The sequence below is a fragment of the Paracoccus sp. ME4 genome (assembly GCF_046736325.1).
Taxonomy (GTDB): Bacteria; Pseudomonadota; Alphaproteobacteria; order Rhodobacterales; family Rhodobacteraceae; genus Paracoccus.
Map to the genome: position 1 here is coordinate 110,559 of NZ_CP151277.1, position 25,618 is coordinate 136,176.

General features: G+C 63.7%; 25 protein-coding genes. 16 read left to right on the forward strand and 9 right to left on the reverse strand.

Features of this window, described 5'->3' with window-relative positions; all coding sequences use genetic code 11:
- Window positions 1–11: 11 nt before the first annotated feature.
- From AACG61_RS16115 to AACG61_RS16125, 3 genes are all read right to left on the reverse strand, one after another.
- Window positions 12–1,841 carry an LPD5 domain-containing protein gene (locus AACG61_RS16115; protein WP_411839979.1) on the reverse strand — a complete coding sequence of 610 codons (1,830 nt, stop codon included), beginning with the start codon at window positions 1,839–1,841 and terminating at the stop codon, window positions 12–14.
- Between the two features lie 109 nt (window positions 1,842–1,950).
- Entirely contained in the window at window positions 1,951–2,349 is a 399-nt protein-coding gene (locus AACG61_RS16120) for an EF-hand domain-containing protein (RefSeq protein ID WP_411839980.1), read from the reverse strand.
- The gene (locus tag AACG61_RS16125; protein WP_411839981.1) at window positions 2,346–2,528 is read right to left on the reverse strand and encodes a hypothetical protein; all 183 of its coding nucleotides are present in this window, start codon (window positions 2,526–2,528) and stop codon (window positions 2,346–2,348) included. Before AACG61_RS16125 ends, AACG61_RS16120 begins: the two co-directional genes overlap by 4 nt.
- A gap of 46 nt (window positions 2,529–2,574) precedes the next feature.
- On the opposite strand from AACG61_RS16125, the gene AACG61_RS16130 reads away from it, so the two are divergent.
- Together AACG61_RS16130 and AACG61_RS16135 are read left to right on the forward strand one after the other, a co-directional pair.
- Window positions 2,575–3,843 carry a hypothetical protein gene (locus AACG61_RS16130; protein ID WP_411839982.1) on the forward strand — a complete coding sequence of 423 codons (1,269 nt, stop codon included), beginning with the start codon at window positions 2,575–2,577 and terminating at the stop codon, window positions 3,841–3,843.
- 165 nt (window positions 3,844–4,008) lie between these two features.
- Complete coding sequence (locus AACG61_RS16135; protein WP_411839983.1) at window positions 4,009–4,635, forward strand: hypothetical protein; 627 nt, start codon at window positions 4,009–4,011, stop codon at window positions 4,633–4,635.
- Window positions 4,636–5,054: 419 nt separating this feature from the next.
- On the opposite strand, the gene AACG61_RS16140 is transcribed toward AACG61_RS16135, so the two are convergent.
- Together AACG61_RS16140 and AACG61_RS16145 are read right to left on the reverse strand one after the other, a co-directional pair.
- On the reverse strand, window positions 5,055–5,474 hold the full coding sequence (locus AACG61_RS16140; protein ID WP_411839984.1) for a WGR domain-containing protein: 420 nt from the start codon (window positions 5,472–5,474) through the stop codon (window positions 5,055–5,057).
- Window positions 5,475–5,529: 55 nt separating this feature from the next.
- A complete protein-coding gene (locus AACG61_RS16145; protein WP_411839985.1) occupies window positions 5,530–6,003 on the reverse strand; it encodes a hypothetical protein in 474 nt (157 codons plus the stop codon).
- A gap of 128 nt (window positions 6,004–6,131) precedes the next feature.
- Between AACG61_RS16145 and AACG61_RS16150 the strand changes: the two genes are divergently transcribed.
- From AACG61_RS16150 to AACG61_RS16160, 3 genes are all read left to right on the forward strand, one after another.
- On the forward strand, window positions 6,132–7,565 hold the full coding sequence (locus AACG61_RS16150; RefSeq protein WP_411839986.1) for a hypothetical protein: 1,434 nt from the start codon (window positions 6,132–6,134) through the stop codon (window positions 7,563–7,565).
- A gap of 58 nt (window positions 7,566–7,623) precedes the next feature.
- On the forward strand, window positions 7,624–8,346 hold the full coding sequence (locus AACG61_RS16155) for a hypothetical protein (RefSeq protein ID WP_411839987.1): 723 nt from the start codon (window positions 7,624–7,626) through the stop codon (window positions 8,344–8,346).
- 73 nt (window positions 8,347–8,419) lie between these two features.
- Window positions 8,420–8,935: a hypothetical protein gene (locus AACG61_RS16160; RefSeq protein ID WP_411839988.1), complete on the forward strand. Its 516-nt coding sequence runs from the start codon at window positions 8,420–8,422 to the stop codon at window positions 8,933–8,935.
- A gap of 54 nt (window positions 8,936–8,989) precedes the next feature.
- On the opposite strand, the gene AACG61_RS16165 is transcribed toward AACG61_RS16160, so the two are convergent.
- Window positions 8,990–10,000, reverse strand: a complete 1,011-nt coding sequence (locus AACG61_RS16165) for a restriction endonuclease (protein ID WP_411839989.1) — start codon at window positions 9,998–10,000, stop codon at window positions 8,990–8,992.
- Between the two features lie 224 nt (window positions 10,001–10,224).
- On the opposite strand from AACG61_RS16165, the gene AACG61_RS16170 reads away from it, so the two are divergent.
- The 9 genes from AACG61_RS16170 to AACG61_RS16210 all read left to right on the forward strand — a co-directional run bounded on the left by AACG61_RS16170 (window position 10,225) and on the right by AACG61_RS16210 (window position 20,611).
- On the forward strand, window positions 10,225–10,854 hold the full coding sequence (locus AACG61_RS16170; RefSeq protein ID WP_411839990.1) for a hypothetical protein: 630 nt from the start codon (window positions 10,225–10,227) through the stop codon (window positions 10,852–10,854).
- 149 nt (window positions 10,855–11,003) lie between these two features.
- On the forward strand, window positions 11,004–11,273 hold the full coding sequence (locus AACG61_RS16175; RefSeq protein WP_411839991.1) for a hypothetical protein: 270 nt from the start codon (window positions 11,004–11,006) through the stop codon (window positions 11,271–11,273).
- A gap of 103 nt (window positions 11,274–11,376) precedes the next feature.
- A complete protein-coding gene (locus AACG61_RS16180) occupies window positions 11,377–12,255 on the forward strand; it encodes a sigma-70 family RNA polymerase sigma factor (protein WP_411839992.1) in 879 nt (292 codons plus the stop codon).
- Window positions 12,256–12,316: 61 nt separating this feature from the next.
- Window positions 12,317–13,222: a DUF4326 domain-containing protein gene (locus tag AACG61_RS16185; protein ID WP_411839993.1), complete on the forward strand. Its 906-nt coding sequence runs from the start codon at window positions 12,317–12,319 to the stop codon at window positions 13,220–13,222.
- Between the two features lie 53 nt (window positions 13,223–13,275).
- The gene (locus tag AACG61_RS16190) at window positions 13,276–13,584 is read left to right on the forward strand and encodes a hypothetical protein (RefSeq protein ID WP_411839994.1); all 309 of its coding nucleotides are present in this window, start codon (window positions 13,276–13,278) and stop codon (window positions 13,582–13,584) included.
- 127 nt (window positions 13,585–13,711) lie between these two features.
- A complete protein-coding gene (locus tag AACG61_RS16195) occupies window positions 13,712–17,224 on the forward strand; it encodes a type IV secretory system conjugative DNA transfer family protein (RefSeq protein WP_411839995.1) in 3,513 nt (1,170 codons plus the stop codon).
- On the forward strand, window positions 17,221–18,690 hold the full coding sequence (locus AACG61_RS16200; RefSeq protein WP_411839996.1) for a hypothetical protein: 1,470 nt from the start codon (window positions 17,221–17,223) through the stop codon (window positions 18,688–18,690). The genes AACG61_RS16195 and AACG61_RS16200 overlap by 4 nt, the downstream gene beginning before the upstream one ends.
- A gap of 103 nt (window positions 18,691–18,793) precedes the next feature.
- Entirely contained in the window at window positions 18,794–19,948 is a 1,155-nt protein-coding gene (locus AACG61_RS16205) for a hypothetical protein (RefSeq protein WP_411839997.1), read from the forward strand.
- Window positions 19,949–19,978: 30 nt separating this feature from the next.
- Complete coding sequence (locus AACG61_RS16210) at window positions 19,979–20,611, forward strand: hypothetical protein (protein WP_411839998.1); 633 nt, start codon at window positions 19,979–19,981, stop codon at window positions 20,609–20,611.
- A gap of 83 nt (window positions 20,612–20,694) precedes the next feature.
- Here the strand turns inward: AACG61_RS16210 and AACG61_RS16215 are convergent, their stop codons facing one another.
- The 3 genes from AACG61_RS16215 to AACG61_RS16225 are packed head-to-tail and all read right to left on the reverse strand — an operon-like array spanning window position 20,695 to window position 23,678.
- Window positions 20,695–21,864, reverse strand: coding sequence for a hypothetical protein (locus AACG61_RS16215; RefSeq protein WP_411839999.1), 1,170 nt, complete (start codon window positions 21,862–21,864; stop codon window positions 20,695–20,697).
- A gap of 17 nt (window positions 21,865–21,881) precedes the next feature.
- A complete protein-coding gene (locus AACG61_RS16220; protein ID WP_411840000.1) occupies window positions 21,882–23,198 on the reverse strand; it encodes a hypothetical protein in 1,317 nt (438 codons plus the stop codon).
- A gap of 39 nt (window positions 23,199–23,237) precedes the next feature.
- On the reverse strand, window positions 23,238–23,678 hold the full coding sequence (locus AACG61_RS16225; RefSeq protein WP_411840001.1) for a helix-turn-helix domain-containing protein: 441 nt from the start codon (window positions 23,676–23,678) through the stop codon (window positions 23,238–23,240).
- Between AACG61_RS16225 and AACG61_RS16230 the strand changes: the two genes are divergently transcribed.
- Together AACG61_RS16230 and AACG61_RS16235 are read left to right on the forward strand one after the other, a co-directional pair.
- Complete coding sequence (locus AACG61_RS16230) at window positions 23,670–24,212, forward strand: hypothetical protein (RefSeq protein WP_411840002.1); 543 nt, start codon at window positions 23,670–23,672, stop codon at window positions 24,210–24,212. The two genes, AACG61_RS16225 and AACG61_RS16230, sit on opposite strands and share 9 nt — an antisense overlap.
- Window positions 24,213–24,413: 201 nt before the next feature.
- On the forward strand, window positions 24,414–25,454 hold the full coding sequence (locus AACG61_RS16235) for a hypothetical protein (RefSeq protein WP_411840003.1): 1,041 nt from the start codon (window positions 24,414–24,416) through the stop codon (window positions 25,452–25,454).
- The last annotated feature ends 164 nt before the right edge of the window (window positions 25,455–25,618 follow it).

Below are 25,618 nucleotides of genomic sequence, written 5' to 3' on the forward strand. Positions count from 1 at the left end.
GGGGGCCGACCTCAGCCGAAGCTGATCTCTTCGCCCGGCTCCGGATTCAGCGCCTCGAAAAGGTCCATCTGGACCGGCTCGGCCAATTGTCTTTCCACGGCGCGTCCGGCTGGTGCGTCGCTTGCGATGGCAGGCGTCCCGGACGCGCAGGCCACCGGTGGGCGCAGATCCTCGTCGGGCGGGCTGGGAGCGACGGAGCGCGCCTCCCTGGCCGCCCCGGGCCGCTCGTGGACCTCATGTTCGTGTGGTCCGCCTAGACTGGCCACGATCGGGCCCTCCGCACGAAACATGTCCTCGAAGGCGGCCCGCAGCCGTGGCATCTCGGCCTCCGTGGGGTATGGATAGCGCTGCGAATCCCCGTCCAGGATCGCGAACACCTCCAGGCTGAGGATGTTCGCGAGATAGTCGTTGCGGATGTCCAGCCGGTCGAGCCGGTCGATCACCCAGGCCTCAAAGCTGCGCGCGGTGATCTCTTCCGACAGGCCGAAATAGGGGCTGCTGCGCCAACGGTCCGCGTTGCGCGACCGCTCCGCGATCGGCATGGCGCGGAGATCCTCCGCCAGCCGGGCATGTGCGTCGATCCGGACCCGGTCATCATAGGTCAGGTTCTGCGAGCTGCCGACCTGGATGCGGCTCGCGTAGGTCGAGAGCCCGCGGCCGATCCTGCCGATCAGGTTGTCATGGGCATGAAACCACTCGTGGGCGAGCGAGCCAGCTCCGTTGTTCTTGGTCAGATTGATCACCGTCTCGATGGGCTCGTAGTGCGCCTTGGCCGGGTTGCGCCCGCCCGTTCCGCGCGCGCCGAAGGCCAGTCCGAGGCGGCCATCGAGCGAAAGGGCTTGCGGGGCGACACCGAGCGCCAGGCTGAGATCCATCAGCCCGTCATAGGCGTCATTCAGATCGCGCTGCCGCTTCGGCCCCTCGACGTAATTGCCGAACTGGACGCCCCGGAACTGGAAGGTCGCATGAAACTCCCCGGGGCTGATGTCTCGCCCGCCGCGCCAGTCAGGTCCGACCCTATCGGCATTCTCGCCCCCGCGCTCCGGCGCCTGGCGACGGCGGGCATCATGCAGCGCGACCAGTTCGTCGTGATGATCCCGGCGGTAATCCTGTGCCTGCCGTGATGTCGGGAAGGACATAAGATCCATGTATGTCCGCCCGATCTTTCGGCCTACCCAGAAGGTGCCCGGGTCCGAACGGTAGCTGTAGATGCTGAAGCTGATCACGCGTGTGCGGGGGGCATCAGCCGCGACGCGGTTCTCGGCATGCTCCTGCAGGTGGTCGCGCAGCCGGTCGATGACCGTCTCGAAGTCCTGTGAAACCGCCTCGAAGCGGTTCTTGCGGGACTGGCAGACCCACATGACCTGCGGAGGATTGTAGGTGATCCCGTCATAGCTGCGGAAGCGGCTCTGGCCGATGGAATAGTCCCGCAGCGAGCTGTCGTGTCCGATCGCATCATAAGCGCGCACACGCGCGAGCATGGCGGAGCCCGCCCGGCCCTGAGCTTCGAGATGGGTGATGATCCGTTCCGCGTCCACCCCTGAATCCAGTATGCTCCGGCACATCCTGCGCATCTTCGTGACGCTGCTGACCCACCCCAGAAGATTGCGGCTGCCGGCCGGCGGCTTCTTCTCGATGGATTCCCGGCAGGTCCTGATGAAGGACATGACGGTCGAGGATGCCCCGGCCGAGATCTCGGCCGTATAGTTGGGCTCCGGGAAGATCTCCGCCAGGGTGTGGCGCGAGACATCCCCGTCCGCGACCATGTCCAGCCGACGACGGAACAGCCGCCAGCGGTCCTTGGCGGCCCCATCGATCTTCTCGCCGAAGTCCTGAATCATCGCAACACCTCCAGTTTTTCACACTATACGGCAGGTATGTGAAAATCCGGAGTTCGTGCCGGCGCGGCCGGATCGGATCTCGACGCCCCAGACCTGGAAAGGCCCCGGCTCACCGCCGAGGGAGCGTCGACAGGGCCGCGTCATATTCCGCGCGTTCAAGGATGGCGTCGCGGTTCTTGTCCGCCATGCCGAAGAGCACCGGAAGCAGCATCGAGAGTTCATCGACGGATAGATGGCCGCTGCGGTCCAGGTCGTTGTTCGACACGATCGCCTCGGCGGTTGCGGCATCATGGCCGCCGGCGGTGATCTCGCGCACGCTCAGGCGGCCATCCCCATCCGTGTCGAGCCCCGCATGGAGGGCGCCGATCCAGTCTCGGATCTCGGCTTCCGTGGTGATGCCGTCGCGATTGATGTCGAGCTGCTCGAAGGCAGGCAACCCGGACGCATGCGCGGCCTGCGAAAGAAGGCCGGCCACACCGGCCGCCTGAAGGAGGATCGACAGTCTCATTGGGCATTCTCCATACATTCGGCCCGCCGCGGGCGCATGCCGGCCAGCATCGAGGTAGGGTAGGGATCAACGACCAGACCATCAAGATTTTTCGCATAACAGGTATCGAAACGCTTGCCACGTTTGCGAAAAAATATTACTTTCGGTTCAAGAATGACGGGCTCTATTTGGGTTTTCATTGCCCGGAGCTAGTCTTGTGAAAATCATGGAATCAGGAGTCCAAAGATGTCGATCGATCTGAACCGCGCCTTCCGCGATGCCGGACTGAATGCGAAATACGAAAACAGCCCCGCCCGCATCCTGCCGGTGACCGCCGACGTCCTGGCACGGTTCGCCGATGAGAACGGACAGAACCCCGGCAAGCAGCTGGTGCCCGGCGATGTCGTCGTGACCTGGATGGACAACGGCCGCCGCAGCGGGCGGGTGGTGGACATCGCAGCCAACAACGATCTGTCGCTGATGATCCGCAAGTCGGACGGCAGCGATCAGGAGGTCGCCGCCGGCGATATGGTGTCGGCGATCGCGACCCTGGCCCGGATGGCCGTCAGCGACCGCAAGGAGCGCGAGCGGCTTCACGAGATCAACGCAGCCGCCGCCGCCGCCCATGAGACCGCAATGGTCCGTGGCGAGGTGACCGGAGCCTTCGAACCGCGCCTGCCCACCTACGCCGACGACGCCTTTGTCGGCGTGGCCGCCTTGGGCGAGCTGGCCAAGCAGCGCCTGGGGCGCGAATACAGCAACCCCTTCACCGGCGTTGCCGGCCAGTCCCAGGCGGCACTGGATGAGTTCAAGCTGACCAAGGCCCTGCGTGCCACCCTCAGCCATGACGAACTGGGCCGCGTCGAGGAGGCACGTTCGCTGCGCGCCGAGATCGCCCAGCTGCGCGCCAACCAGCGCATCGAGCGGGGCGAGGTGGCCGAGGTCGATCATGAGGACCAGGCAGAGCGCATGTCCGGCGTGCGCGATGCGCTGCGCCTGACGGGCGCCGGCGTGTCTCCCGCCCAGATGTCGGCGGTCATGGGCAATTCCGAGCTCATGGTGCTGTCGATGAAGCCGTTCACCACCCTGGCTCCGCACCAGGTCCGCGGCCAGCGCCTCGGCCCGCGCGACGCGAACACGGTTCTGGAGAAGATGGACCGGTATGAGGATACCGAGTGGGGCGCCGAGGCGATCCGGAACGTGCGCGCGCTGCTGAGCGACCGCATGCCGGGCACCTCCGAGGGAAGCTACACCTTCAACGCCAAGCTGTTCAGCAAGGATGGCGTGGATATGCTGCTGGTCGGCGACCAGGCCGGCGCGGCGCTCTACATGTGGGACCGCTCGACCCGCGCCACCGACTTCAACCTGCAGGACCACCTGCAGAACCCGACCTTGGACGACGTGCCGACCGTCGAGGAAATCGAAGCGCTGCGCGCCGAGGTTACGAATCTGCGCTACGACAACGGCGCCGAGATCGACTTCGGCTTCGATGAGGACGATGCTCCGGGCCTGTGATCCGGGCAGTTCGCGAAAAAGAGATGCACGTCACGAATGGGCCCCCGACCGGGGGCCCATTCGCTCAGGAACGCATCTAAATATTTGCAAAGCATTGAATATGCGCCAGATCTGAATCTTCCGGCTTGCCAGCACCGTCCGCCAGCGCCTATCCCGAAAGCGGATATGGAGGGATGGATGTTATTTCCTGAGTCGTTTCCGGTCGGCCCGGACTGCCTCTGCTTCATAGAATTCAGATCCGTGTCGCTGCCGTTGTTCAGCCTCGGCATTCCCCCGTTGGTGCGCAGGGACAGGATCCGCCGCGCACCTGGGGAGCTGGATTTCATGCCGATCCTCTACGAGCGGAGGACGGCTGCCTGGTATGATGGCAAGAGGGATGAGGATCCGGTCCACGAGCTGCTCCTGTTCTTCGACATGGACGAATACGACATCGACACGTTCGGGCATTTCTACGGCGATACCGGCATAGAGGCGATGATCGCGGGTCACCTGGCGCCGGTCCTGCCGCCGGAAGTGTTCGGTGGACCCGAATACACCAGTATCGGGGAGCAGGCCGACGACTACCTCTCCTTCCGCTTCAATGTCGGTGACGGCCGAGGCCTCAGCCGCAGCCTGCGGAAGGATCCGGCGATCATCGGGGCGATCGAGAAGAGCCCGCTCGTGGTCAAGAGTCAGCTGATCACGCCGTTCATCGCAGAGAGATACCGCCAGGCGATAGATCCGAACACCCAGGAGGACATGCGGGCCTCGGTTCCGAGAGGTCTGGGCGCGGGCCTTCGCATCGGGCGCTGATGTTCGAGGAATGTGGACAACCGCCGCGGGGCGGTTGCCGACAGCGGGCTCGGATGTGAATATGCGATCGATCTCCCCCGAAGTGACGCATGCCTGACGAACACACCAGATCCGCCGATACTGCGCTCTCATGGACAGCGCTTCATGGGAAGGCCGCAAGGCTTCGAGCGCAGCTCCGCCTGGGCGGCATTTCACACGAGGCCGAGCTGTTCGGCCTGACGGGTGGGGGCGGTGACATCATCTGCTACGGGGTTTACGCACACGAGGAGCCGATCGTGGACCCGGACATGCTGCTTGCTGCATTTCAGCGCGGTTCGGATGGCAGGTTGTTCCGTGACATCCTCGAGGGATCACGCCTCTTCCTGCACCCGGTGCCGGGAACCTCCGCAAAGGGCAACCATGCCGCGGAACTCTGCGCCTTACTGGGGCTGCGGCTTCTCGGGGAGGGCCGTCCGGACAAAAGGTCCGGTAAAGTCGAACTCCTGGTCGGGGCCATGACCCGTCCCGCCGAAGATCAGGTCGCAGGCAAGGCCGAGCGGCTCGGCCATCAGGATGCCGCATACAACGTCATCCCCCTTACGCCCCGCGGGCATGCAGACGTAGCCGCGGCGAAGCTTGCACGCGGTCAGCCTGCAGAAATCCATCCTGGCGGTTTCCGCGGCGGGGTGACGGTCCTCCATGACCCTTCCGGCCTGACCGATGCGGCCGAACTCCCTCATCAGGACCGGTTCACCGAATAGGTTCCAGCCCAGCCTGATGCGATAGAACCTTCGTCGGTTTCTCGAAGGGTCGATCTGGTGCAGCAGAATATCCGCATATGCCGGCATGACACCCCCCATGATCCGGTTGCGACAAGGTCGCCGTAGGAATCATGAATCATGGGGATTCTTTCGGTCAAGCCATGAAATTACGGTCGCCGCTTTCCGGCTCAACTTCACGGATGGTCAGCCCGGCCGCAAGGTCCGCGCGGCGCTCGAGGTCGTAATCAGCCTCCCATGCAGCCGGATCGCCGTAGAGCATCCGTCGCCGCTCGATGTCCGTCTCGTCTTCGAGATCGGTCACGGGCGCGCCCGCCTCGTCCGACCAGTGGCGGCTGATCCATCCGTCAAGGAGCCAGCGTCCATCCAGGACCGCGAAGTCGTGCCGCTCCCTCAGCTCTCCCAAAAGTCCTGCCTCGGGATTCTCATATGACCAGAACCCGAAAATCCTGATCCGGTCGCCGAAGATCTTTCGGGCCTCGATTGCCCAGGCGCATGGATCATTGACGGGCGGATCCGTGAACAAGCCGAGAAGCCCCGACGGCGGTGCCGTCCGGGCCTCGAGCGCGTGCTCGATTTCGCGGATCTGTTGCTCGATTTCCGCTCTCATTTCCATGGCGCCGGCAGGGGTTCCTCGCTTGGCAATGATAAGTCGGCACCGCGAAAATCGAAATGCGAAATAATGAGTCAGTATTTTCGGTTCGCGGTCGTATCCTGCTTGACAACGAGGAGGATGCCATGAGCCCGGACATGGTCGCAGCGCTTGAGAAGATGACCGCCGCCAAGGAGCGCGGCCCATGGATGGTGACTGCGTCCGGGCTGCCCTGGTATCTGCTCGATCCCCGGCCGGAGGATGTGCGTATCGTCGACATCGCCGCCGGCCTCTCGAGGGTGTGCCGTTACAACGGCCAACTGCTCGAGGAGTTCGAGTTCCTGTCCGTGGCCGAACACAGCACGCTGATGACCAGGTGGGCGCTGGACAACGGGGTCGTCACCACCCGCGAGGATGCCCTCGCCATTCTTCTCCACGACGGACCCGAGGCGCTGCTGGGTGACAAGATCACCCCGATGAAGGCGATCATGCCCGAGTTCCGCTGGATAGAGGACCGGACGCAGGACGTCCTGATGTCCGGGTTCGGCCTGGCGAGCGAGGACATCCGCATCAGCAAGGAAATGATCAAGCTCATCGACCGGCGCATCCGCATCGATGAGCGCGACCTGGCGATCGAGGAGCCTGCCCGCACTGTCGGCGCCCACCTGTCGTGGCTCGAGGAGCCAGGTCTGGCCGCGCTTGACGTCCCGTTGGAGGGCAAGCTTCCGAAGGCGGCCCGCAGGGACTTTCTCGAATGCTTCGTCGAGTGCGTGCGCGACCTGGAGCCGCGCAATCCTGAAGCGGATCCCATCCATCAAAGACAGCTGAGGGCGGCGGTGGCCCATCTCGAGCGAATGAACAGCCCCCACACCCGGTCCAAACCAGACATGAAGGATGACAGCATGACATTCCCCGTTTCCGATCCGTTCGACAACACGGATCAGCAGACGCTGCGCCACGTGGCGCACCAGTCCCTCAAGCGCATCGGCGTGAACAGGTCGCAGTTCATGACGACCTGCCCGAACCGGCCCCACCTGGCGGGTCTCACCGAAGAGGGTAAGCGGCTGGCCTTCGGCGCCCAGATGCTTGCGGCGGTGCAGATGTCCCGCGGTGGCCTGCTGCCGGACCGGGACGCGGACACCTTCATTTCCAAGCTCTCCGGACAGCCCGAAACGCAGACGCAGAAGAAGGGCTTTCTGTCGCGCATGCTCGGAACGGTCGAGCGCGAACCCGACCCCGAACTGAAGCACAAGCTGGAGCCGGCGCTCTCCACCTGGCCGGACTTCGACCTCGACGCCTGGCAGTCCGGACGCCCGCAAAGCGAGGAGTTCATGGAGGAGTTCCGCATCGATTTTCCCAGCATCCGTGAAATCGCCTTCGAATACGGAAAGACCCGTCAGCTGGCCGCCTCCCTGGAGACGCATATCAGCAAGATCGCACCGATCGTGCAGGCATTCGACAAGGCAGCCTTCGCCGGGATCGATGCGGACAAGCTCGAGAGTTTCGTCTTCGAGCGCCTCGACGAGGCGAAGGCCTCTGTCCGGCATGCCAACGAGGCGGAGGCACCGACCGCACCCTGAATAAGCGAAGGTCAAAAGAATGCATGTCGCTGCAGGTCGTTCTGTCGCCGCCCCCCTGATGACGGACGGTCTGCGCAGGGCATGCGTGGATGCGCTCGCGGGAAGCAGTGCCGAGTTGAGCGTGGAAGGTCCCCTTCGCCTCTTCATCGCCCTTGCCAATGCGGTCACCACGGGCCTTCTGGAAGGTCTGGAGGACCCCTTCATACACGAGCCGACAGCGATGAGGCATCTCGAACGGCGCTGCGAGGCAATGGGCGCCAGGTCCGCCATCACCGCGCTCGACTGGTCCAGGGCTCATGACGAGGCCAGATGCCTGGGCCGCGGCCGCAGCCCGGAAAGCCCGGAGGTTCTGGCGGCCATCTGCATCGCCCTGGAGCAGCATGTCCGGGAGGAGCACGATGTGCTGCGGACATCCCTTCTGGCGATCGGCATGATGGACGAACCCGCTTCCGGGGTCTCGTCCAGGACCGTTCTGGCGGGGTTTGCCATGACGATCACGGGCGGGGATGAGCGGTGGGCAAGACTTCTCGCCAAGGGAAACACCGAAACCCTAAGTCCGCTCAGTCTCCCAGAACAAGACATCGCGCGGAAACTCCAGGCCGACACGATGCGACGCTTCCTGAGAATCATGGATTTTCTAGGACTGCGCAATGATCTGAGCGAGGCGGGACGGACGGTAAATTCCGGATGCGCGCAGATCGATGCGCAACAAGATCCAAAAAAAACACAAATTAACCCTTCTACATGGCGATTTTCGCATAAATCCGACTTCCATTTTTGATGTTTTCGTGTAGTTATATTTCTGCGCCCCAAATTGATTGAACTGATCTGCGACTTTCATGGGGAACGAAGAGATGATCGAGACACACAGGACGGAGCAATCCATCGCAGCACCTGCGCACGCGGGGCGCAATGGCAATCTCCCCGCGAAGGACCGCAGCCTTCTCGCGGCCGGCGACATGATCATCTACCCGTTTCTTTGGCACTGGCAGCACCAGTCCGGCCTGCAGCGCGCGGAGAAGATGCGGCCTTGCGTGGTCCTGATGCGCATCAACGAGAGTGATCCTACCGCCATAATCCTGCCGATCACGACCAAGGCGCCGAGCCTTCGTCATGACCGGCTGTTCGTGCCGGCGGAGGAGTGCGCCGCGATCGGCATGCCGCACCATCTTCAGGCATCGATCGGCCTGAATGATTTCAACTTCGACACGATTTCCACCTCCACCTGCATCCGCAAGCGTGTGCCCATGCGGAGCTTCAGTCCTCAATACATGGAGCACGTCATGTCCGAGTTTCGCAGGGTCTACGATGCGAAGCGTGCGCACTCCGTCACCCGGATACCCGATCCGGACCTCGAATACAGCATGTGATGCGGCCGCCTGCCAATTCGGATGTGTGGTGCGGGTTTGCGGGTCGCCATCCGGTCACGCCCAGACGCGCCGCAGCGGTATGCGGTCGCGGATGGCGAGCGGCATCCTGTCGTAGTGCTCGAGAAGCGCATCAATCACATCTGCGGCGCACCACAGGCGCACCTCATACCACGCCTGGTCCATGCGTTGCAGCACGGGACGGGTGAAACCTCCCCAACTCACCAGCAATCCGCGGTCCGCCTTCGCGGCCCGCATGGCGCCTTCGAGGCGCTGGAACACCTCGTGGTCTGCGCGCTGGTCGCCCGACTTCACCTGAACGATGACACGGTCCTGCATGCCGAAGATCCCGCGTCCGGCATAGATGTCCACGCCTCCATCCGGACCCGGGGGGCTCACCCTTACCTCGAAGCCCTGCACCCTGAGAATCTCGCCGACCAGCTCAGCAAGCCCATGTCCGGCAAAAACCGAGCCGACACGTGCCGCGATCCGCTGTCGAAGGATGCGGTCCAGCTCCTCGCCGTCATCAGGCAGACCCGTGAACGCAGCTCCGGCAGGGCCCGGATCGGGGCGCCCCGCGAGCAGGGCGCAGACCCGCTCAAGGGCGTCGTTTCGCTCGATGCGGGCAACACGCTGCCTGGCGCTGAGCGAGTAGAGCAGATCGGGCATGACCCGATCTCTGGCGATGTCCGTGCGCAGCCATTTGACCTGGCGGGCAGGGCAACCGTCGGAGCATTCGGCATATCCAGGAAGAAACTGCCCGATCGCGATCGTTCCGGCGCGCTTCATCGGGGCGATGGCGAGATCGCCGGGTTGGATGAGGTGGATCAGGGCATGCGTCTGACGCGCCAGGCTTTCGAGCCTGGGACCGCTCTCGCCCGGATTGCCGATCATGACGGCATCAAGGACCTCTTCGTATTCGAAAGCTTCCGAAATGTCGGCGCGGACCCCGGCATCAATGCGGATCATGCCGTCTTCCAGGGCCATGCGCTCATCAGCGGCGGTCCTGTCAGGACGCACCATCCACAGGCGATCGCGGGGCGCATCCGCTACATGACCATCGCTCATCGGTCGACCTCAATCCAAAAAAATGCCCGGCCTGGCGGCCGGGCAAGTCGGAGACATGGCTGCGAAGGCAGTATCACTAAATTATATGCGAATTATCGATCCGTAAAGCTCTAACGGAGAATTTGCGAAATTTTTGTAGGAGCTTTCTTTCACCTTTGCTAATTTCGGATAGTGGCACCGTGCGGGACATCTGTGACGGTGCGAAGTTGGAATGCCAGGAGGTCATGATGACGGAAAATACGAAAACCGAAAAGAAGAACGACGGTCCCGAGTGGGGCGGCTTCAAGGGCACCATCGTCAAGGGGTCCCTGAAGGAGGTCGACGGCAAGCTGGAGGCTGTGGGCAAGACGGCCGAAGGCAAGGAACACGCCGTGATCGCCTACCCGCACCAGAAGAACGGCGCCGAGGCGCTGCGCGCCGCCCATGACTCGGGCAAGGAAACCCTCGTGCGCGGCCCCATGCTGGGCAGCTCCAAGAAGGGCAACTTCCATTTCGGCGCCGCCATCGTCCGCGACGCGGATGCGCCCAAGGCCGAGAAGGCCGCCAAGCCGGCCCTGACCGACGAGGAGAAGGCCGCCCGCGCCGAGTCCGCCGCCCAGCGCCGCGAAGAGGCCGACAAGACCCGCGTTCCGGTCGTCGTGGGCAGCGCCGAGGTCGATGGCTCGATCGAGGTCGATGGCGAGACCGTCACGGTCACGGACCTGGGCAGCGCCTGGACGCTGGAAGACGATGCCGCCGTCGAGGCGCTGGCCAAGCGCTTCCCGCAGGTCGAGGGCCTGAAGGTCGGTGATGAGGTGCAGTTCGCCAGGTTCGCCGTGCCGGAGCCCGAAGCCGACATGGCGCCCGGCATGTGATCCGGACGGATCACGAGGAATGAAGGGGGCCCGCCGAAAGGCGGGCCTCTTGCCTTTGATGGCGCGCACGCCGCATTTGCGAAATATTATGGGTGACAGCGCCCATCAATATGTCTATACATTGCAGAACGTGAATCTGGAGTGTGATTATGACGGACAACGCCACCTGCAATTGCTGCGGGACGACATTCGATCAGCTGTTCTCCGAGGAGGGCAGGAAGTCTTCCCAGGCATTCGGGTGTGCCTGCGAGGTGACGGAGGATCGTGTGGTGGGGCATTTCGGCTCGGTCCATGACATGACCGTGTTCGCATTCATTACGGCACCGCTCCCTGAAGGCCATCTCATCTGCGACACATGCATGGTCGGGCTGATCGAGGCCGGACACATCCGGGAGTGCGGAACGCAGGATGGTGGATAACCTACGCGGCGGCTGCGTAACGGCTTGTGCCGTTGGGCAATTTCGCCGATCCTGAGGTCCGGGCAATTCAGGCCTTTGGGTAGAATTTATGCGAAAACATGATTTGCGCTTTGACTGGCTGTCGGGCCATTCGGAAACGCGGAAATACGTGGCCCTCGACAGGTCGGAGGAGGCCCGCCTGATCACCGCATGGCAGTCGCAGGGCGACGTGACTGCGCGTGACCGCATCATTCTGGCCTTCCTTCCGCTTGCGATGCCAATCGCCGGGAAGGCCGCTCTGCGAAAGGGCGGTCCGGCGAACCGGGATCAGCATATGGCGGAGTTCATGCATGAGGCTGTCTTCGGCTTGATGCGCGCGATCGACCGCTTCGACGACAGCAAGGGCTATCGGTTCTCGACCTATGCCCGATGGTGGGTCATGGCCGCGGTCAATGATCACCTCGTTCGCAATCACAGCCTCGTCACGTTCATCACGAGCAGCGACCACAAGCGCCTGTTCTTCCGGCTTGGTCAAGAGATCCGCGCGGCCGAGGTCGAGTTGCGGCAGAGCGGCCGCTACACCAGGATGGGGGATGTGTTCAGACTGGTCGGGGAGCGCCTCGATCTGCCGACCGACTTCGTCAGGCACTTTGCAGCGCGCATGGGCGGAGATCACAGCCTCAACGCGACCTCCGGTCAGGACGATTCCTCCGAGGAGTTCGTAGACCTCCTTGAATCCGAGCGCAGCGACGCCGAGGAACTCACGATCGAGGCCGATTGCGCGAGCAGGGCGGAGATGCTGATCCATGACGCGCTTTCGAGCCTGTCCGAGCGCGAGCGGGACATCATCCGCCGGCGCCATCTGACGGGTGAGGACCGAAGGCAGACCCTTGCAGCCGTCGGCCGGGCCTACGGGATCACGACGGAGCGCGTTCGCCAGATCGAGAAGCGGGCGTTGGATAAACTGCAAAGGATTCTGGTGAAACATCGAGACGAATTCTGAAATTTTACGATTTCGGGAAGATGGAATAATCTAGCCGCAGCATGTTCCGTGAGGTGGATCCGTGGTCGAGCCGAGAACCTACCGCGCCGATGAGGTTGCGGGCTTCCTGAAGACCCGGGAACGCTTCGGGGCCCTTTCGAACATGGCCTCCGGCTATCCCATCCTGGTCCTCGACATGACCGTGGCCTCGACGGAGCACCTCTATCAGGCTCTGCGCTACCCGCATCTGCCGGACTTTCAGCGGGAGATCCTCGATCAGCCCAACGCCATGCTCGCCAAGCGCAAGGCCTATGAACGGCAGCTCGAGACGCGCAAGGACTGGCGGGACGTCAATGTCCGGATCATGCGGCACTGCCTCGATCTGAAACTGGCGCATAACCACGCCCGGATGAGTGCGCACTACCGGGAGACCGGCAACCTGCCCATCGTCGAGATCTCCCACCGCGACCCGTTCTGGGGCGCGAAGCCATCTAACGGGATGCTGGAGGGCGTCAACGCCCTCGGCCGACTGCATATGGGCCTGCGGCAACGTCTCCATGATGATCCGGGACTCCATCTCCTTGGGCTCGATGCCCCCGATTTTCCGGGAGCGATCCTCTGCGGAATCAAAATGCGGGCGTGGAGGCGGCCGGTCAGGGGCAAGGCGCTCAACGCCAGACGCGACGGCAAGGAGCCGGCGAACTCGATCTACATCGGACGACCGTCCGATTGGGGCAATCCATTCGCAATCGGAAAGGATGGCGACCGGTCCGAGGTCCTGGCGAAATATCTCGACCACCTGCACCGCAACCCGGACATCGTCGACCGGGCGCGCAGGGAGCTTGCCGGCAAGGACCTGGTCTGCTGGTGCGCCCCGGCCGCCTGCCATGGGGACATCCTGTGCGACCTGGCCGCCGGCTGCCAGCTGCCGGAGCCGCATATGGCGGTCGCGATGCCCGGTCCGGACCAGGCCGCCTTCTCGTTCTGATGCATCGGCCGGCCCCGGTTCCTGCCCGCAAGATCCTGGAATGCGCGTCGTCGATGGGGGTCGCGGCCATGAAGATCCATGACTCCCGCGGCATGTCCGTGATCGGGTATTGCTATCCCGGGATCGCGGCAGAGTTCCTGGCCCGTCTCGGCGGCGATCTGCCCGGTTTCGTGCCGCTCTGGCGGCAGATGAGGCGCGCCTGCGGATCCGATGATCTGCTTCGGAGTCTATTCCTGCCAGACATCTTCAGCTGCGAGATCGGAGATGCGCGCTTCCGCATGCGTTACACGCCGCAGGCCCGGGCGAGGGGCTACACCGGAGACTGGCGGACGGCCCGCGAGATTGACATCCTGATCGCGTGACTCGCGCGGAATTGTTGATAACCCGGTCGTTACGTTTGCGAATATCGTTTGTCATCAGGTAGGATAATCCGACTGCCGCCCTGCGGCACCTACAAGTTTGCCGGATCCATCCGGGGGGACGCGGAACATGGCCGAACACAGCAAGACGACCCAGTCACTTCCCATGCAGAAGGACCGGGTGGACCCGAGCCAGACGCGGCGACAGATCAAGTCCCCGGTCAGCGCCCTCAGGGACATGATGACCCAGCGTGACACGGTGGGAATGATCATGATGGGCTCAGCGGCGTCCATGGCGATCGCGCCGCAGGGCTGGCTTGTCGTGCTGCCGATCTCCCTTGGATATTACAGCTGGGTGGCCTCACGCAAATACCGCCTTCCGTTCAAGGTGCCGATGAACTGGGGCGGGACCGATTACGGCGCGCCCAAGCCGGGTGGCTTCGGCTATGCCAAGGCGGGCGGGATCCTCTACTTCGGCCGTGACCAGCAGAGCCTCGAGGAGCTCTGGATCGAGAACGGCGATGCGCGCCGGCACGGCTTCTTCCTGGGGACCACCGGTTCGGGCAAGGCCCTGCCGCTGGACGCACTGGTGCTCACCACGCGCGGCTGGGTGTTCAACGGCGACCTGCGCGTCGGCGACATCCTCATCCACCCGCTGGGTGGCACGACGGAGGTGATGTCGATCCATCCGCAGGGGCGGATTGCGGGCGCGCGGATCTGGTTTTCCGACGGCCGGCATGCGGATTGCTCGCTCGACCACCTCTGGCACGTGAAGGCCCGCCCGCGGGTCCGCATCAACGAGATGGTCGGCGCGGCGCCGGATTTCGGGATCCCGGACGAAGGCAAGAACATGACCGCGGGGGATATCGGAATCCTCCACGGAATGCATGGAGACAAGCTGCACATCGAGGTCCCGCTGGCCGTTCCCCAGAAGGGGCTCGACATCCCTGATGGCAGTGCGATCCTGTCGGAGGATCATGCGCAGCGGGGCGCCGCACAAGGCCTGCACCACCTGGATTACATGCCCTCCCTCTTCGGCACCCCGGAGCAGCGCATCGCGTTCCTGAGGACATACACCAGAAATGCGGGCATCCGGGTCAACATCGAGAAACACGGGGTCCGCCTCTCGGGGGTGCGGGCGCCGGATGCCAAGATCCTCAAGCAGCTGGTCTGGTCGCTCGGCGGTCTTGCGACGGTCTTCGTCCGCGGCACGCTGAAGGAGATGACCCGCGGCGTGGACCTGACGTTGATGTTCAAGGGCATCAACCGGGTGTGGCCGCAGGCCTCGAGCTGCAGCTTCCCGGGCGAGGGACTCGAGATCATGGAGGTCGAGCGCCTGCACGAGGACGCGGAGATGTCCTGCATCAAGACCTCGCGCAAGGACGGTCTCTACATCATGGACAACCACGTCGTCACCCACAACACCGAGCTTCTGCTCGGCGTGGTGTCGCAGACGCTGATGTGGTCTTCCGGGTTCCTGTTCATCGACGGGAAGGGCACGACCGAATTCTATGCCCGTGCCTGGACGCTTGCGAAACGCTTCGGGCGCGAGGACGATGTCAGGGTCCTGAACTTCACCGATGCGGGCGGCGACCCGGACGCGCCGGCCGGCGGACCGGCGACCCAGTCCAACACGGTCAATCCCTTCGCCAAGGGCGGTTCGGACCAGCTGATGAACATCGTCGTGTCGCTCATGGGCGATGCCGGTTCGGGCAACGACATGTGGAAGAACCGCGCGATGACGCTGGTGACCGCCGAGATGAAGGCGCTGTGCGAGCTGCGCGACAGGGGCGACATCCTGCTCAACGTCCAGACCATCCGGGATTTCCTGTTTCTCGGGAAGGGGGTCGACAAGGCGCTCCTGAAGGGTAAGAAGATCTCCAAGGTCGAGGAGATCCCGGAGGAGGCCTGGGCCGAGATGCGGACCCGCGCCGGGCTGATCGAGCTCTACCTCCGCGCCCTTCATGGCGAGTTCTCGACCGCGACGCGCCTCGCGATGAAGGGCTTCTTCGACACGCTGCCGGGCTTTTCGATCGAGAAGGCCATCTCGGGCGATCCCCAGGATGCGAAAGCCAATGAACAATACGGCTTTTTGAGTATGCAATTAACCAAACCGCTCGGTTCACTTGCGGATGACTACGGTCACATTTTCCGCACGCCCCTCGGCGAGGTGGACATCGACGACGTCGTCTTGAACCGACGCATCCTGATCGTGCTGCTCCCTGCGCTTCAGAAGGCTCCTGAGGAGATGCAGAACTGCGGCAAGATCATCGTCACGATGGTCAAGATCATGATGGGCAACGCCTCGGGTTTCATGTTGCAGGGGTCGAAAAAGGAAATCGTGGACGCGAAACAGACCCGCGCCCCGTCGCCCTACATCGTCGTTCTCGACGAAGCCGGCTACTACATGGTCAAGGGCATCGACACAATGATGGCCCAGGGTCGATCACTCGGCTTCATGATCATCATCGCGGGTCAGGACATGGCCGCGATGCAGTCGATCTCGCCGCAGATCGCGGAGACGGCCTCGGCGAACGCCTCGATCTTCGCGGCCGGCAAATGCACCGACGGCGAGAAGACGGTGGCCTTCATCCAGAAGCTGTTCGGCAAGACCCAGGTGTCGGTCACCTCGGGATACACCGCCGAGGCCGGGTTCTGGGGCACGAAATGGTATGATCGCATGGATGCCTCGTTCCAGGAGGTGGACAAGGTCAAGGGGGAGGAGCTTCAGAACATGCAGGAGGGGGAGTTCTACTTCCTCTTCAACGGCGCGCTGGTCCGGGCCTCGACCTTCTACGTCGGCACTGTCGGCAAGGGCGGTTTCGGAGACGGGTTCTCGATCAACAAGTTCATCAAGGTGCGCGGCCCGACCGACCGGGTTCCGGGCCTGGACCAGACCGTGGAGATCCGCTTCATCGACAGCATGGTGAACAGCTCCAGGTCGGTTCTCCGGATCGCGAAGGATCCCGAAAGCTACGAGGTCGGATCCGCACCGGAGGACACCGCCGCCGCGGTGGGTGCCATCGCGTCGGCAATGCTCTGGAAGGCAGGCAAGCATGCCGGCAATCCGGTCAACATCCATCATGCCTGGCTTGCCGGCATCCTGGCCGGAGAGCCGAACAGAACGCCTGAATACTCCGATGACGGAGATGGTGCGGATGACGAATGGGATGATGTCGATACCGAGCTCATGAGCGATCTCGGGCTGGGCGGCTCGGATGCTGATCCGGATGCGGGAATGGAAGACATCGTCGATGGTCTCCAGCGCGCATCCCGCGGCAGGACTCCTCAGGAACGTCATGGCGGCATGATCGACCTCCTGGTCGCCGGTGAGCGCGCCAAGGAACAGGCGGTCAGAAACCGTGAGCTGGCCGACGTCATGAACCAGAATGCGAGCATCGCAGAGCAGGAGGGCCGCGAGGATCGTCGCTCGGTCGGGGAATTCTTCACCTATCTGGCAGAGAACGGGCAGAAGTTCGCGAAGATCTTCGCGGAGGAGGATGTCGACGGGGAACTTGGCCTGGAAATTCTGCGCAGATCCGGAACCACGAGACCCATTCCTCTCGCGACCATGAGCGATCCGGGCTTCGTGTCAGAGGCTGTCCAGCTTCTTGAGAAGGCAATCGCCACGGATCAGAAATGATGCGCCGTTTCATCATGGCCTTGCTGGCCGCGGCATCGACCATCACCGGCGCCGTGGCCGCCTCCGCCCAGGAGCCGACCCCCATCCAGCGCATCTTCCCCTCCGAGGCCGGTTACGCGGTCTCGGCAACCAAGGACCTCATGGCCGAGGGCCGGCGCACCTACGAGGGCGTTCTGGTAGAGGGCATCTCGACCCGGACGATGATCGACCAGGTGACCTTCGGCATCGGAGAAGGAAACCGGGTCGAGGTCGCTGTCAGAAATCTCACCCTCCGCCCCGTCGACCCCACGCGGCCCATCGTCCTCATCTCTGGTCTGCGCTTCCTTCTCGACGACTGGCCGGCCCATGCGGGGGCGGACAGTTGCGAATGGGTTCGCCAGATCGGGAAGTTGCAGCTGGACGGGCTCGAGATGCGGCTTGCGGCACCGGATGGTGGCCAGCCCGGGCTTCGTGTCAAGAACCTGAACTTCGAACGCAGGCGTGAGGGTGATGAATGCTGGCTCAGCGGCATCCTCGCGGCGACCAGCGTCGAGTTCATCGCACGTGACGACGCTTCCTTTGCGATCAGCGGGCTCCGGGCGGAGCTTCGCACGCCGAGCACCGCGAAAGCTGCAGGAGCGCCGGAGGCACCCCAGGCCGCTGTCCGGGCGAGCATGAGCTCACTCGAGCTGCGCCGCCCCGGGCGCAGTCCTGCTTTCGGCTTCCTGGACGTCACCGCCGGCCTCGATGTCGAGAGCGCGAGCATCGCCCCTCTGCTCTCCCTTCTCGACCGCATCACGCTCACCGGATCAAAAGCCAATGGCGAACTCAATCTGATGCAGATCCTCAATGCGGCGACGCTGTTCGATGCGCAGATGAAGGTCGATGCACCGATTACCCGGATCTACTCCGCCGGCGTGGTGCCGCCCGAGGCTGTGACGAATTTCAGCCGTGTCGGCCTCTCGACGATCACCGGAAAGAGCGGATACGCGTTCGAGCTTGCCGGAGGGCAACTGCGGTCCCGGGCTGACGTCTCCCTGATCGGTCTGATCGACGCGACGCTGTCGAGCTCGATGACGCTGAGGCCTTATCCGCGCCAGAAGCTGGAGGCCTCCGCGCGTGGCATCGCCCTTGGAGCGCATCTCATCCCGGACGCATCCCTCGACGATCTGGAGCTGAGATACCGGGACCGTGGCCTCGAGGGCTACGTGATCGACCTGACCGGAGTTCCGACCGGGCGCTACGTCACGGAATTCGCCGGAGTCCTTGCGAAAGACGGGTCCGAGAGCATGAAGCGATCCGCCGCTGCGATCTCCGGAGCGCTCAGCGAGTTCTTCCGGAACGCGGCCAGGGGATACGACATGTCCGTGACCGCGGCCCCGCCCGAGCGGATCAACATGTCGCGGATCGCTTTGCTCGCACTGACCGACATGCAGGGCCTCGCCAAGGCGATGGGCCTTGCGTCCCTCGCAAGCCGATCCCAATAGCGGATGGCGGTTGAACCATACAGCCCAAATCCCAGAAAATCGAAGGTATTTTCACATTATCGCCATATGCTGTTCTGGACAAGACATGAAGGGGCCGGGCGCCATGACACCGCAATTCGACTTCACTGACCACTTCACCGGAAAATCGATGAAGTCGGCCGTCTTCCTCTGCGGTTCAACGGTCGGCGCGCTTCTTTTCGGACTGGATATCGGCGGCATGGCGGCGGTCATCGACCAGGGGCTGAGCCACATCGTGCCCCACGTGCCCTTCATGGAGACCGGGACGATCATCAATTCCTACTTCTCGGGGATCCAGAGCTGGGTCGGCGGCGTGGCTCTGGGATTCCTCGACTGGGCCCGGGATGTCGGCAGCGACGCGGTCCAGGCCGCCGCTCACGGCATGGTCGAGGTCAGGAATGTGCTGGGCCCCCGGGCCGGAGCGCTGCGCGAGTTCTTCACCGAAACGCTGCGGGCCGGCATGGATACCGGTGCGGCCTACCTGACGTCGGTCCGCGACAGCATCGCGCGGGATCCGGCCGGCATCGCCTCTCTGGTCGGCGAGACGCTGACGAAGGCGGTCGAGATCTTCGGTGTGGTGAAGGGGCTCCACGAGGCCTACAAGTATGCCAAGGGCAGGATCATGGGGGATGGTTCGCCATCCTCGGGCATGCCTCAGGCCGGCCCTGAAGGTTCGGGGTCGGCGTCAGGCGGGCCAGGCCAGAACGTGACCAACATCCATCTCAACATCGCCCTTGGAAAGGACCGCGATGTCGGTGAGGCGGTCGAGGGCCTGGTCCGCTCCGTTCAGAGGAGTGCCAATCCCGAGATCCTGACAGAACACCTCGTCCGGACACTTGCCCCTCATGCGCCGCTCACGGCGGACAGCCCCGTGGCGGGGAGTGACATCCGTGGGTCGGAGCCTCGTCCGGGATCGAGTGACATCCTCGACTTGCTCGAAGACACCGCGGCAGCGGACAAGAGCCCCGATAGCGCCGGCGCGCCGCTGATGAACAGCGACGATGTCGTCTGGTGCTCGGATTCCTTCTGTCGGGGCCTGAAGGACGGTGTCCGGCGCAACCTCGGCGGCAAGCTCAGCCCGTCGCAGGTGGACCGCGCGATCGAAGGCATCACCCGCAGCCGCAAGCCGATGGAAACCATCGAGGGCGGCATCATCCTGCGGGCGACTCCTCGCGGCGAGCTTTCGACGACTCGGGTCGGTCCGCGCACCGATCGCGGCTGCGGCCTCCTGATTCAATAAGGCCACATCATGAGACATGAGCAGCTGCTGATGATCGGCCTGAAAGGTGATCGCCAGGTCGGGAAGAGCAGGTTCGCGGAATACCTGGTCGAGGAGCACGGCTTCCGGCTTGCCCATCCGTTCGACGGAGGCAAGGCGGCCAGCCGCGGCTACTTCATGCATCTCGGCGCCGGAGCGGAAATGGCCACGCGGATGACGGATGGCGACCTGAAGGACGTGCCATGCTCACTGCTCCCGGTGATCGTCGACCCGGCCCACGGCCGTCCGGGAGAGCATTACAGGCCGCGCTTCTTCATGGAGAAGCTTGCGCGCTGCATGGGCGTCGACATGGGCTCGGACTTCACGCTCGGCATGGAGATGGAGCGCGCATTGCGCGATCCGGGCCCGCGGCCGACCGGCATCATCTTCTCGTCGATCGTCTTCGAGGCGGATATCTTCCGTCGGAAGGGCGGGGTGATCATCGAGATCACCCGGAGACTGGAGAAGGATGCCGTCCACGGAGTCGGCATCGAGACGGATGGGTTCTCAGCCGGCATCGTCCCCGACATGATCTTCGACAACTCCTTCGTCACGCTGCGCGAGATGCGCGCGGCGGCGGACCACCTGCTGTATGAGGAGTTTCGCATCGGCACGCCGGCCCATGAGCCGGAACCGTTCGCGTGAGCCTGGATCCGTCGGGCGCGTGAAATGCAACGCGGCGGCACCATTGGTGCCGCCGCGTTCATTCCAGACCCATGATCGAGACATCACTCGATCTGTGCGGCCCCATCACCATCGGTCGACGGCTCTTCGGCCGGGGGGATCCCGTCCGGCGCCATGTCCGCGTCGGCCAGGATGATGCCTTCGAACTGCTCGATCGAAGGCAGTCCGGAGACATAGAAGGGCCCATCCTCCTTCTCGTAGATGAAGAACGGCAGGCTCGGCAGCTGGTAGGTCCGGGCGATGTCCAGATTTTCTTCGATCCCGGAGGCGATCGCGTCCGACAGGGTGCTCGGCCGATCGAAGGGGAGATCCGCGTCCTCCTCCGCGCTCAGCGCCATCAGCGTCTTGCCGATGTCACCGGTTGCGGCCATCCCCGCGATGACGCCCGGGGAGTCCGCATCGACGGCCGGAACGAGCAGCACGCGAAGCTGCAGGTCGCCGGCCTCGACCCGGTCCCTGACCTCTGCCATGGCCGCACGGCAGGCATGACATGCCGGATCAAGAAACACATAGGCCATCGGGGCAGCCCGATCGCCGATCTCCACGTAGGCCGCGTTGCGAACCGCTTCGAGCAGGGTGGGGCCGCTCTGCGCGGCGGATGCCTCCTCGTCGATCGTTTCCGGAGCCTCCTCCGCGGCCGGGGCCGCATCATCCTCCGGCAGCGCATCGATCCATGCCTCGATAGCCCTGTTGAATTCGGCCTCGTCCCGGACATCGCGGACAGAGCTGATGAGCGCATTGATCGCGTTGTCACGCTCTTCTTCGGAAAGCCCGGAGAGACGCTCCTCGACCGTCGGCGCGTAGCTGTCCGGGATGTTGATCCGGGGCGCAAAGAGCTCGGAGAGCAGCTGATCGATACCCGAGTTCTCGACCTCCGCCGCACCCGGGATCAGGGTGCGACCTTCGGCATCGAAGGGGAAGCCCACGACATAGGCGCCGGTCATGGCGTCGCGCATGAAGATCAGGTTCTGGCCGGGGGCCGTCCAGGCCCTCATGCCGTTGATATCGTCCGCGGCGCGCAGGCCAGGGATGCGGGAGTAGAGGCCGGCGGCCTCATCGGAGATCGTGCCATCAGCCGCGGACGCACCCGCCGCCATCGGGCTCTCGGAGGCACTGATCACCGGAACGGATCCGGCATCCTCGGCGATGGCAGTGCTGATGCCGAATGCCGCACAGACAGCAGTGATTCCGAAAAGACAGGAGAGTTTCTTCATCGTCGGATCTTCCGTTCTCAATTCGCAGACATGGGATCAGGCTCGGCGCCGGAGAACTTGCCGGCATCGGGAACCCCGGAGGAAAACTTGATGCCCTCTGCAGTCACATAGGCGAAGAAGGGCACACCCGGCAGGCCGTTCTCGATGACGATCTCACGGTTGATGCGGATCGCCTCGTTCATCTCCGGCGACAGCTCCGCGAAATCCCGGTCCGCCAGGCTCGAGGCTCCATTGGCAGCATAGCCCTTCTCATGGTCCAGGAAGGATTGGGCTGGATCGTCCGACAGCAGGATCGCCGCGATCTTGCCTGGGGCCGCCTTGGAGACGACCGGCGCAAGCAGGACGCGCATGTCCAGTTGCCCGGCCTCGATTTCCGGCGCCAGGTTGGCGACGGCACGGGCGCAATGTAGGCAGGTGGGGTCGATGATGGCATAGACGGTCGGCGCTCCGATGCGCCCCACCGAGAACCAGTGTCCATCACTGCGGATCTGACTCAAGAGCATGACACTGTCGTCCTGCGGCTCGGCCGGCGCCGAAGAAATCGACGCATCCAGCGGCCCTGCAGGCGCGGCCGTCGCCGGGCCGACCGGCTCCGCAGCTGAAGGGGGCACGGGGACCAGGGGCGAGCCCATGTCCTGGCTGGTCACTTCGGGCAGGTTCTGAACGGGGCGCGGCGCGGGAAGCGGTTCGGGGAGATCGGAAGCCGGGGACACGGGCTCTGCCGGCACCGAGCCCGACGCGATGGCATCCAGCCCCTCGCGGGCCTGGACCTGAACCTCCGCATTGCCCGCCACCATGGCCTGCCATTCCATCAGCATCAGCTGGAATTCCTCCGGTGAGCGGGCGGATTCCATCCGATTGACAAGATTCACGAGAAGATCGTTCCTCACCGTCGCATCGACACCGGTCAGCTGGGCCTCCAGCCGGTTGAAGATGCCGTCGATCATCTCCACGCCGGCCACCTGGGAGGCATGCGGAGCGGCGGGAGCGGCGACGGCGGGCGTATCCAACTCCGGAATAGCGATCGCGGGCTGGCTCATGCCGATCCCCGGCGCCAGCGCCGTCGGAGGGGCCAGACCCGCTGCCGCGGGCGGGGCGGCCTGCTCGGACGGATCGAGAGGCTCGTAGTTCACCATCGGAGCCGGCCCGCTCATGTCGTAGTAGTCGCCGTTGATCACCGTCTTGTTGTCCGGCGAGATCAGCCACAGGCCATCCTGCCCCTCGACCTTGAAGACGTTCAGCCCGGCAACCTCGCCGAGGCGAACGAATTCCCCCTCGGGCATTCCCTGCGCTGCGGCCGGCATGGCGCCGAAGGCCGTTGTCGCGAGGAGCATCACGCTCCCGATAATCCTGAACCGCATTGCGCGCTCCGATCAGTTGTTGGGTTTCTTGAAGGCCATGAAATTCTCGATGTCGCTCAGCGGCGGCTCGTAGCCTGGCTTCCCCGTGATGGCATGGAAGAGGGTGGGATCGGAGTGCCGCAGGACCATTTCGGCCAGCTCGCGCGGCTCGACGCCGTAGTGGGGCGCCAGGCGTTCGACCACCTCCCCGGGCGGGTAGCAGGTCGTCTCATACTGCGACAGCTTGCGCGATGAGTTCAGTCCGGCCAAGGCAGCGGCGCGGCTCAGGGACAGATCCACCCCCTCACGCAGGGAACGGAGCTGCGCCCCGAAGTGCTGGCGGCTCAGAATGCGACGCGCCGCGTCGCGCGGCTCGCGCTCCGGTCGGCCGCGACCGGCGACGTTGAGTGTCTTGTCCGCATCCGGATTGGCCGCGACGGCATCCTGAATGCTCAGGGCAGGGTGTTGGGTCATAGTGTCAATCTTGCTGTTCGTTTCACCGGTGCCCGTCGGCGCGCATGCTCATCCCAGATCTACGTCCGGTATTCGCATAAACAATATCCTGTAATTATTTATCTTGTCTACAGCTTTTCGCATATTTATGATCAGGAAATCTTTATCTCGGGTAGCTGCATGGCAACGAATTACATCAAGAAGCTGAAGGATTCGCGCAGCTCGCGGCCAGGCGCCAAGGCAGGCAGGGCGCTCGGCTATGCGGTCTCGACCCTCGTGGTCTTCCTGGTCGCAAGCCTTGTCCCGGTCGCAATGATCTTCGTCGACGTTCCGGTCGGGATGATCGACCAGGCGCTGCCCGCAGCGATCGCGACCGGGGTGCCTGCGGCACTGATCTTCCTTCTTCGGAAGAGGAAGGCCCCGAAGTTCCTGAAGGGTTTCATGGGTAGGGCTGTCCAGTTGTCCTGCATCCTCGCCATCGTGTCGGTGACCTGCCTCGGACTGCATGTCTCCCGATACAGCGTTCCTTTCATGGCCTGGTATACCTTCGGCTAGGGGCGGGACGTCGTGCGTCCCGGCGAAGCGCATCCTGGTCGGACGACGAATGCGCGCTGATTGCGCGACTAGGAAAACGATGACGATTGTCGAGGATCCACACCGATTTCCGGGTTCTTCCTGTTGACCTCATTATGCGAAAATGGTAAAAGTATTTCCAAGAGATCGGAAAGATCGCCACGCACGAACCGGAGACCCGCCATGTCCTTCAAGACCCTCTTCCTGGCTGCAGCAACCTTGGCCTCCGGTGCAGCAACTGCCGATGCCCTGACCTTCGGCGACACCATCAAGGGCATCCAGATGGGCGGGACGGAACGCATGATGGTGATGGCTCTGTCGGATCCGGGGCTGCCGGCCGAGGCCCATGCCTCCCGCGACGCGCTGCTGGAAAGCATGGGCATCCTGGGGCAGGCCGGCCGCATCACCAGAACCAACCTGAACTTCTCGCCCGTCCTGACCCACGACAGCAACATCAATGGCGGCTACGGGAGCACCACGATCGTCATCGACGGCCTGAACTTCAACGTCGACAAGGACTACGAGGCTCTGGACGGCTTTCTGCTGGGTGGATCGGTCTCGACCGGGCTGCGCATGGCGCTGGGGCACAAGACCGCGCTGAGCCTGTCGGGGAGCACCTCTCTGGCTTGGTCTCCGGAGCACGACATGTGGAAGAACGCAGTCAGCGCTTCGGCCTGCGTCAACCACATGGTCACCGTGCAGACCTGGTCCTACGCCTGCCTCGACGCAAGCTATCGCAGCATCGACCTGGGCGAGAGCACCCGTTACGGCGCGCGTGTGGGCATGAACCGTCTCTTCTTCTCCGGGATCGGTCTTCATGAGATCACCGCGGAAATCCAGCACAACGAGCATGACAGCGGCAAGGAATACGACCAGGGCCTGGTCAACGTCTCGATGACCACGGCACTGACCGGCGGTTACTCGGTGGCCTTCGGCGCCCAGCTCGGCGAGGGGGTCCAGGATGTGTCGACCCTTCGCCACCGGGTCTTTGCGGGTGTCGGCTTCGAACTCTTCGATCGCCCGACCTCCGTGACCGTCGGCCTGCAGAAGAACGACGGCGGGATCTTCCTGGGCAGCCCGGTGGAGAACGAGATCGCCAGCATCAGCGTCTCGCACCGGGTGACCGAGAAGCTGGACGTCTCCATCCATGCCAGCCGGACCGACAGCAGCGTCGATTTCTACAACGACAACCAGTTCGGCGTGGATATCGGACTGCGCTTCTGACCCTGTCTCCGTCACACCGCAACCTTCGGGCGGCGGTGTGACGCCTTTTCGGCCGCCTCGTTCGCGAGTTGGGGGCCGAAGCTGACATGCATATAATAGCGATTATGTAACAAGTCTACCTATTCGCAATGGGCGAGGCTGCACCATTGCGGCTGTTTTCACTG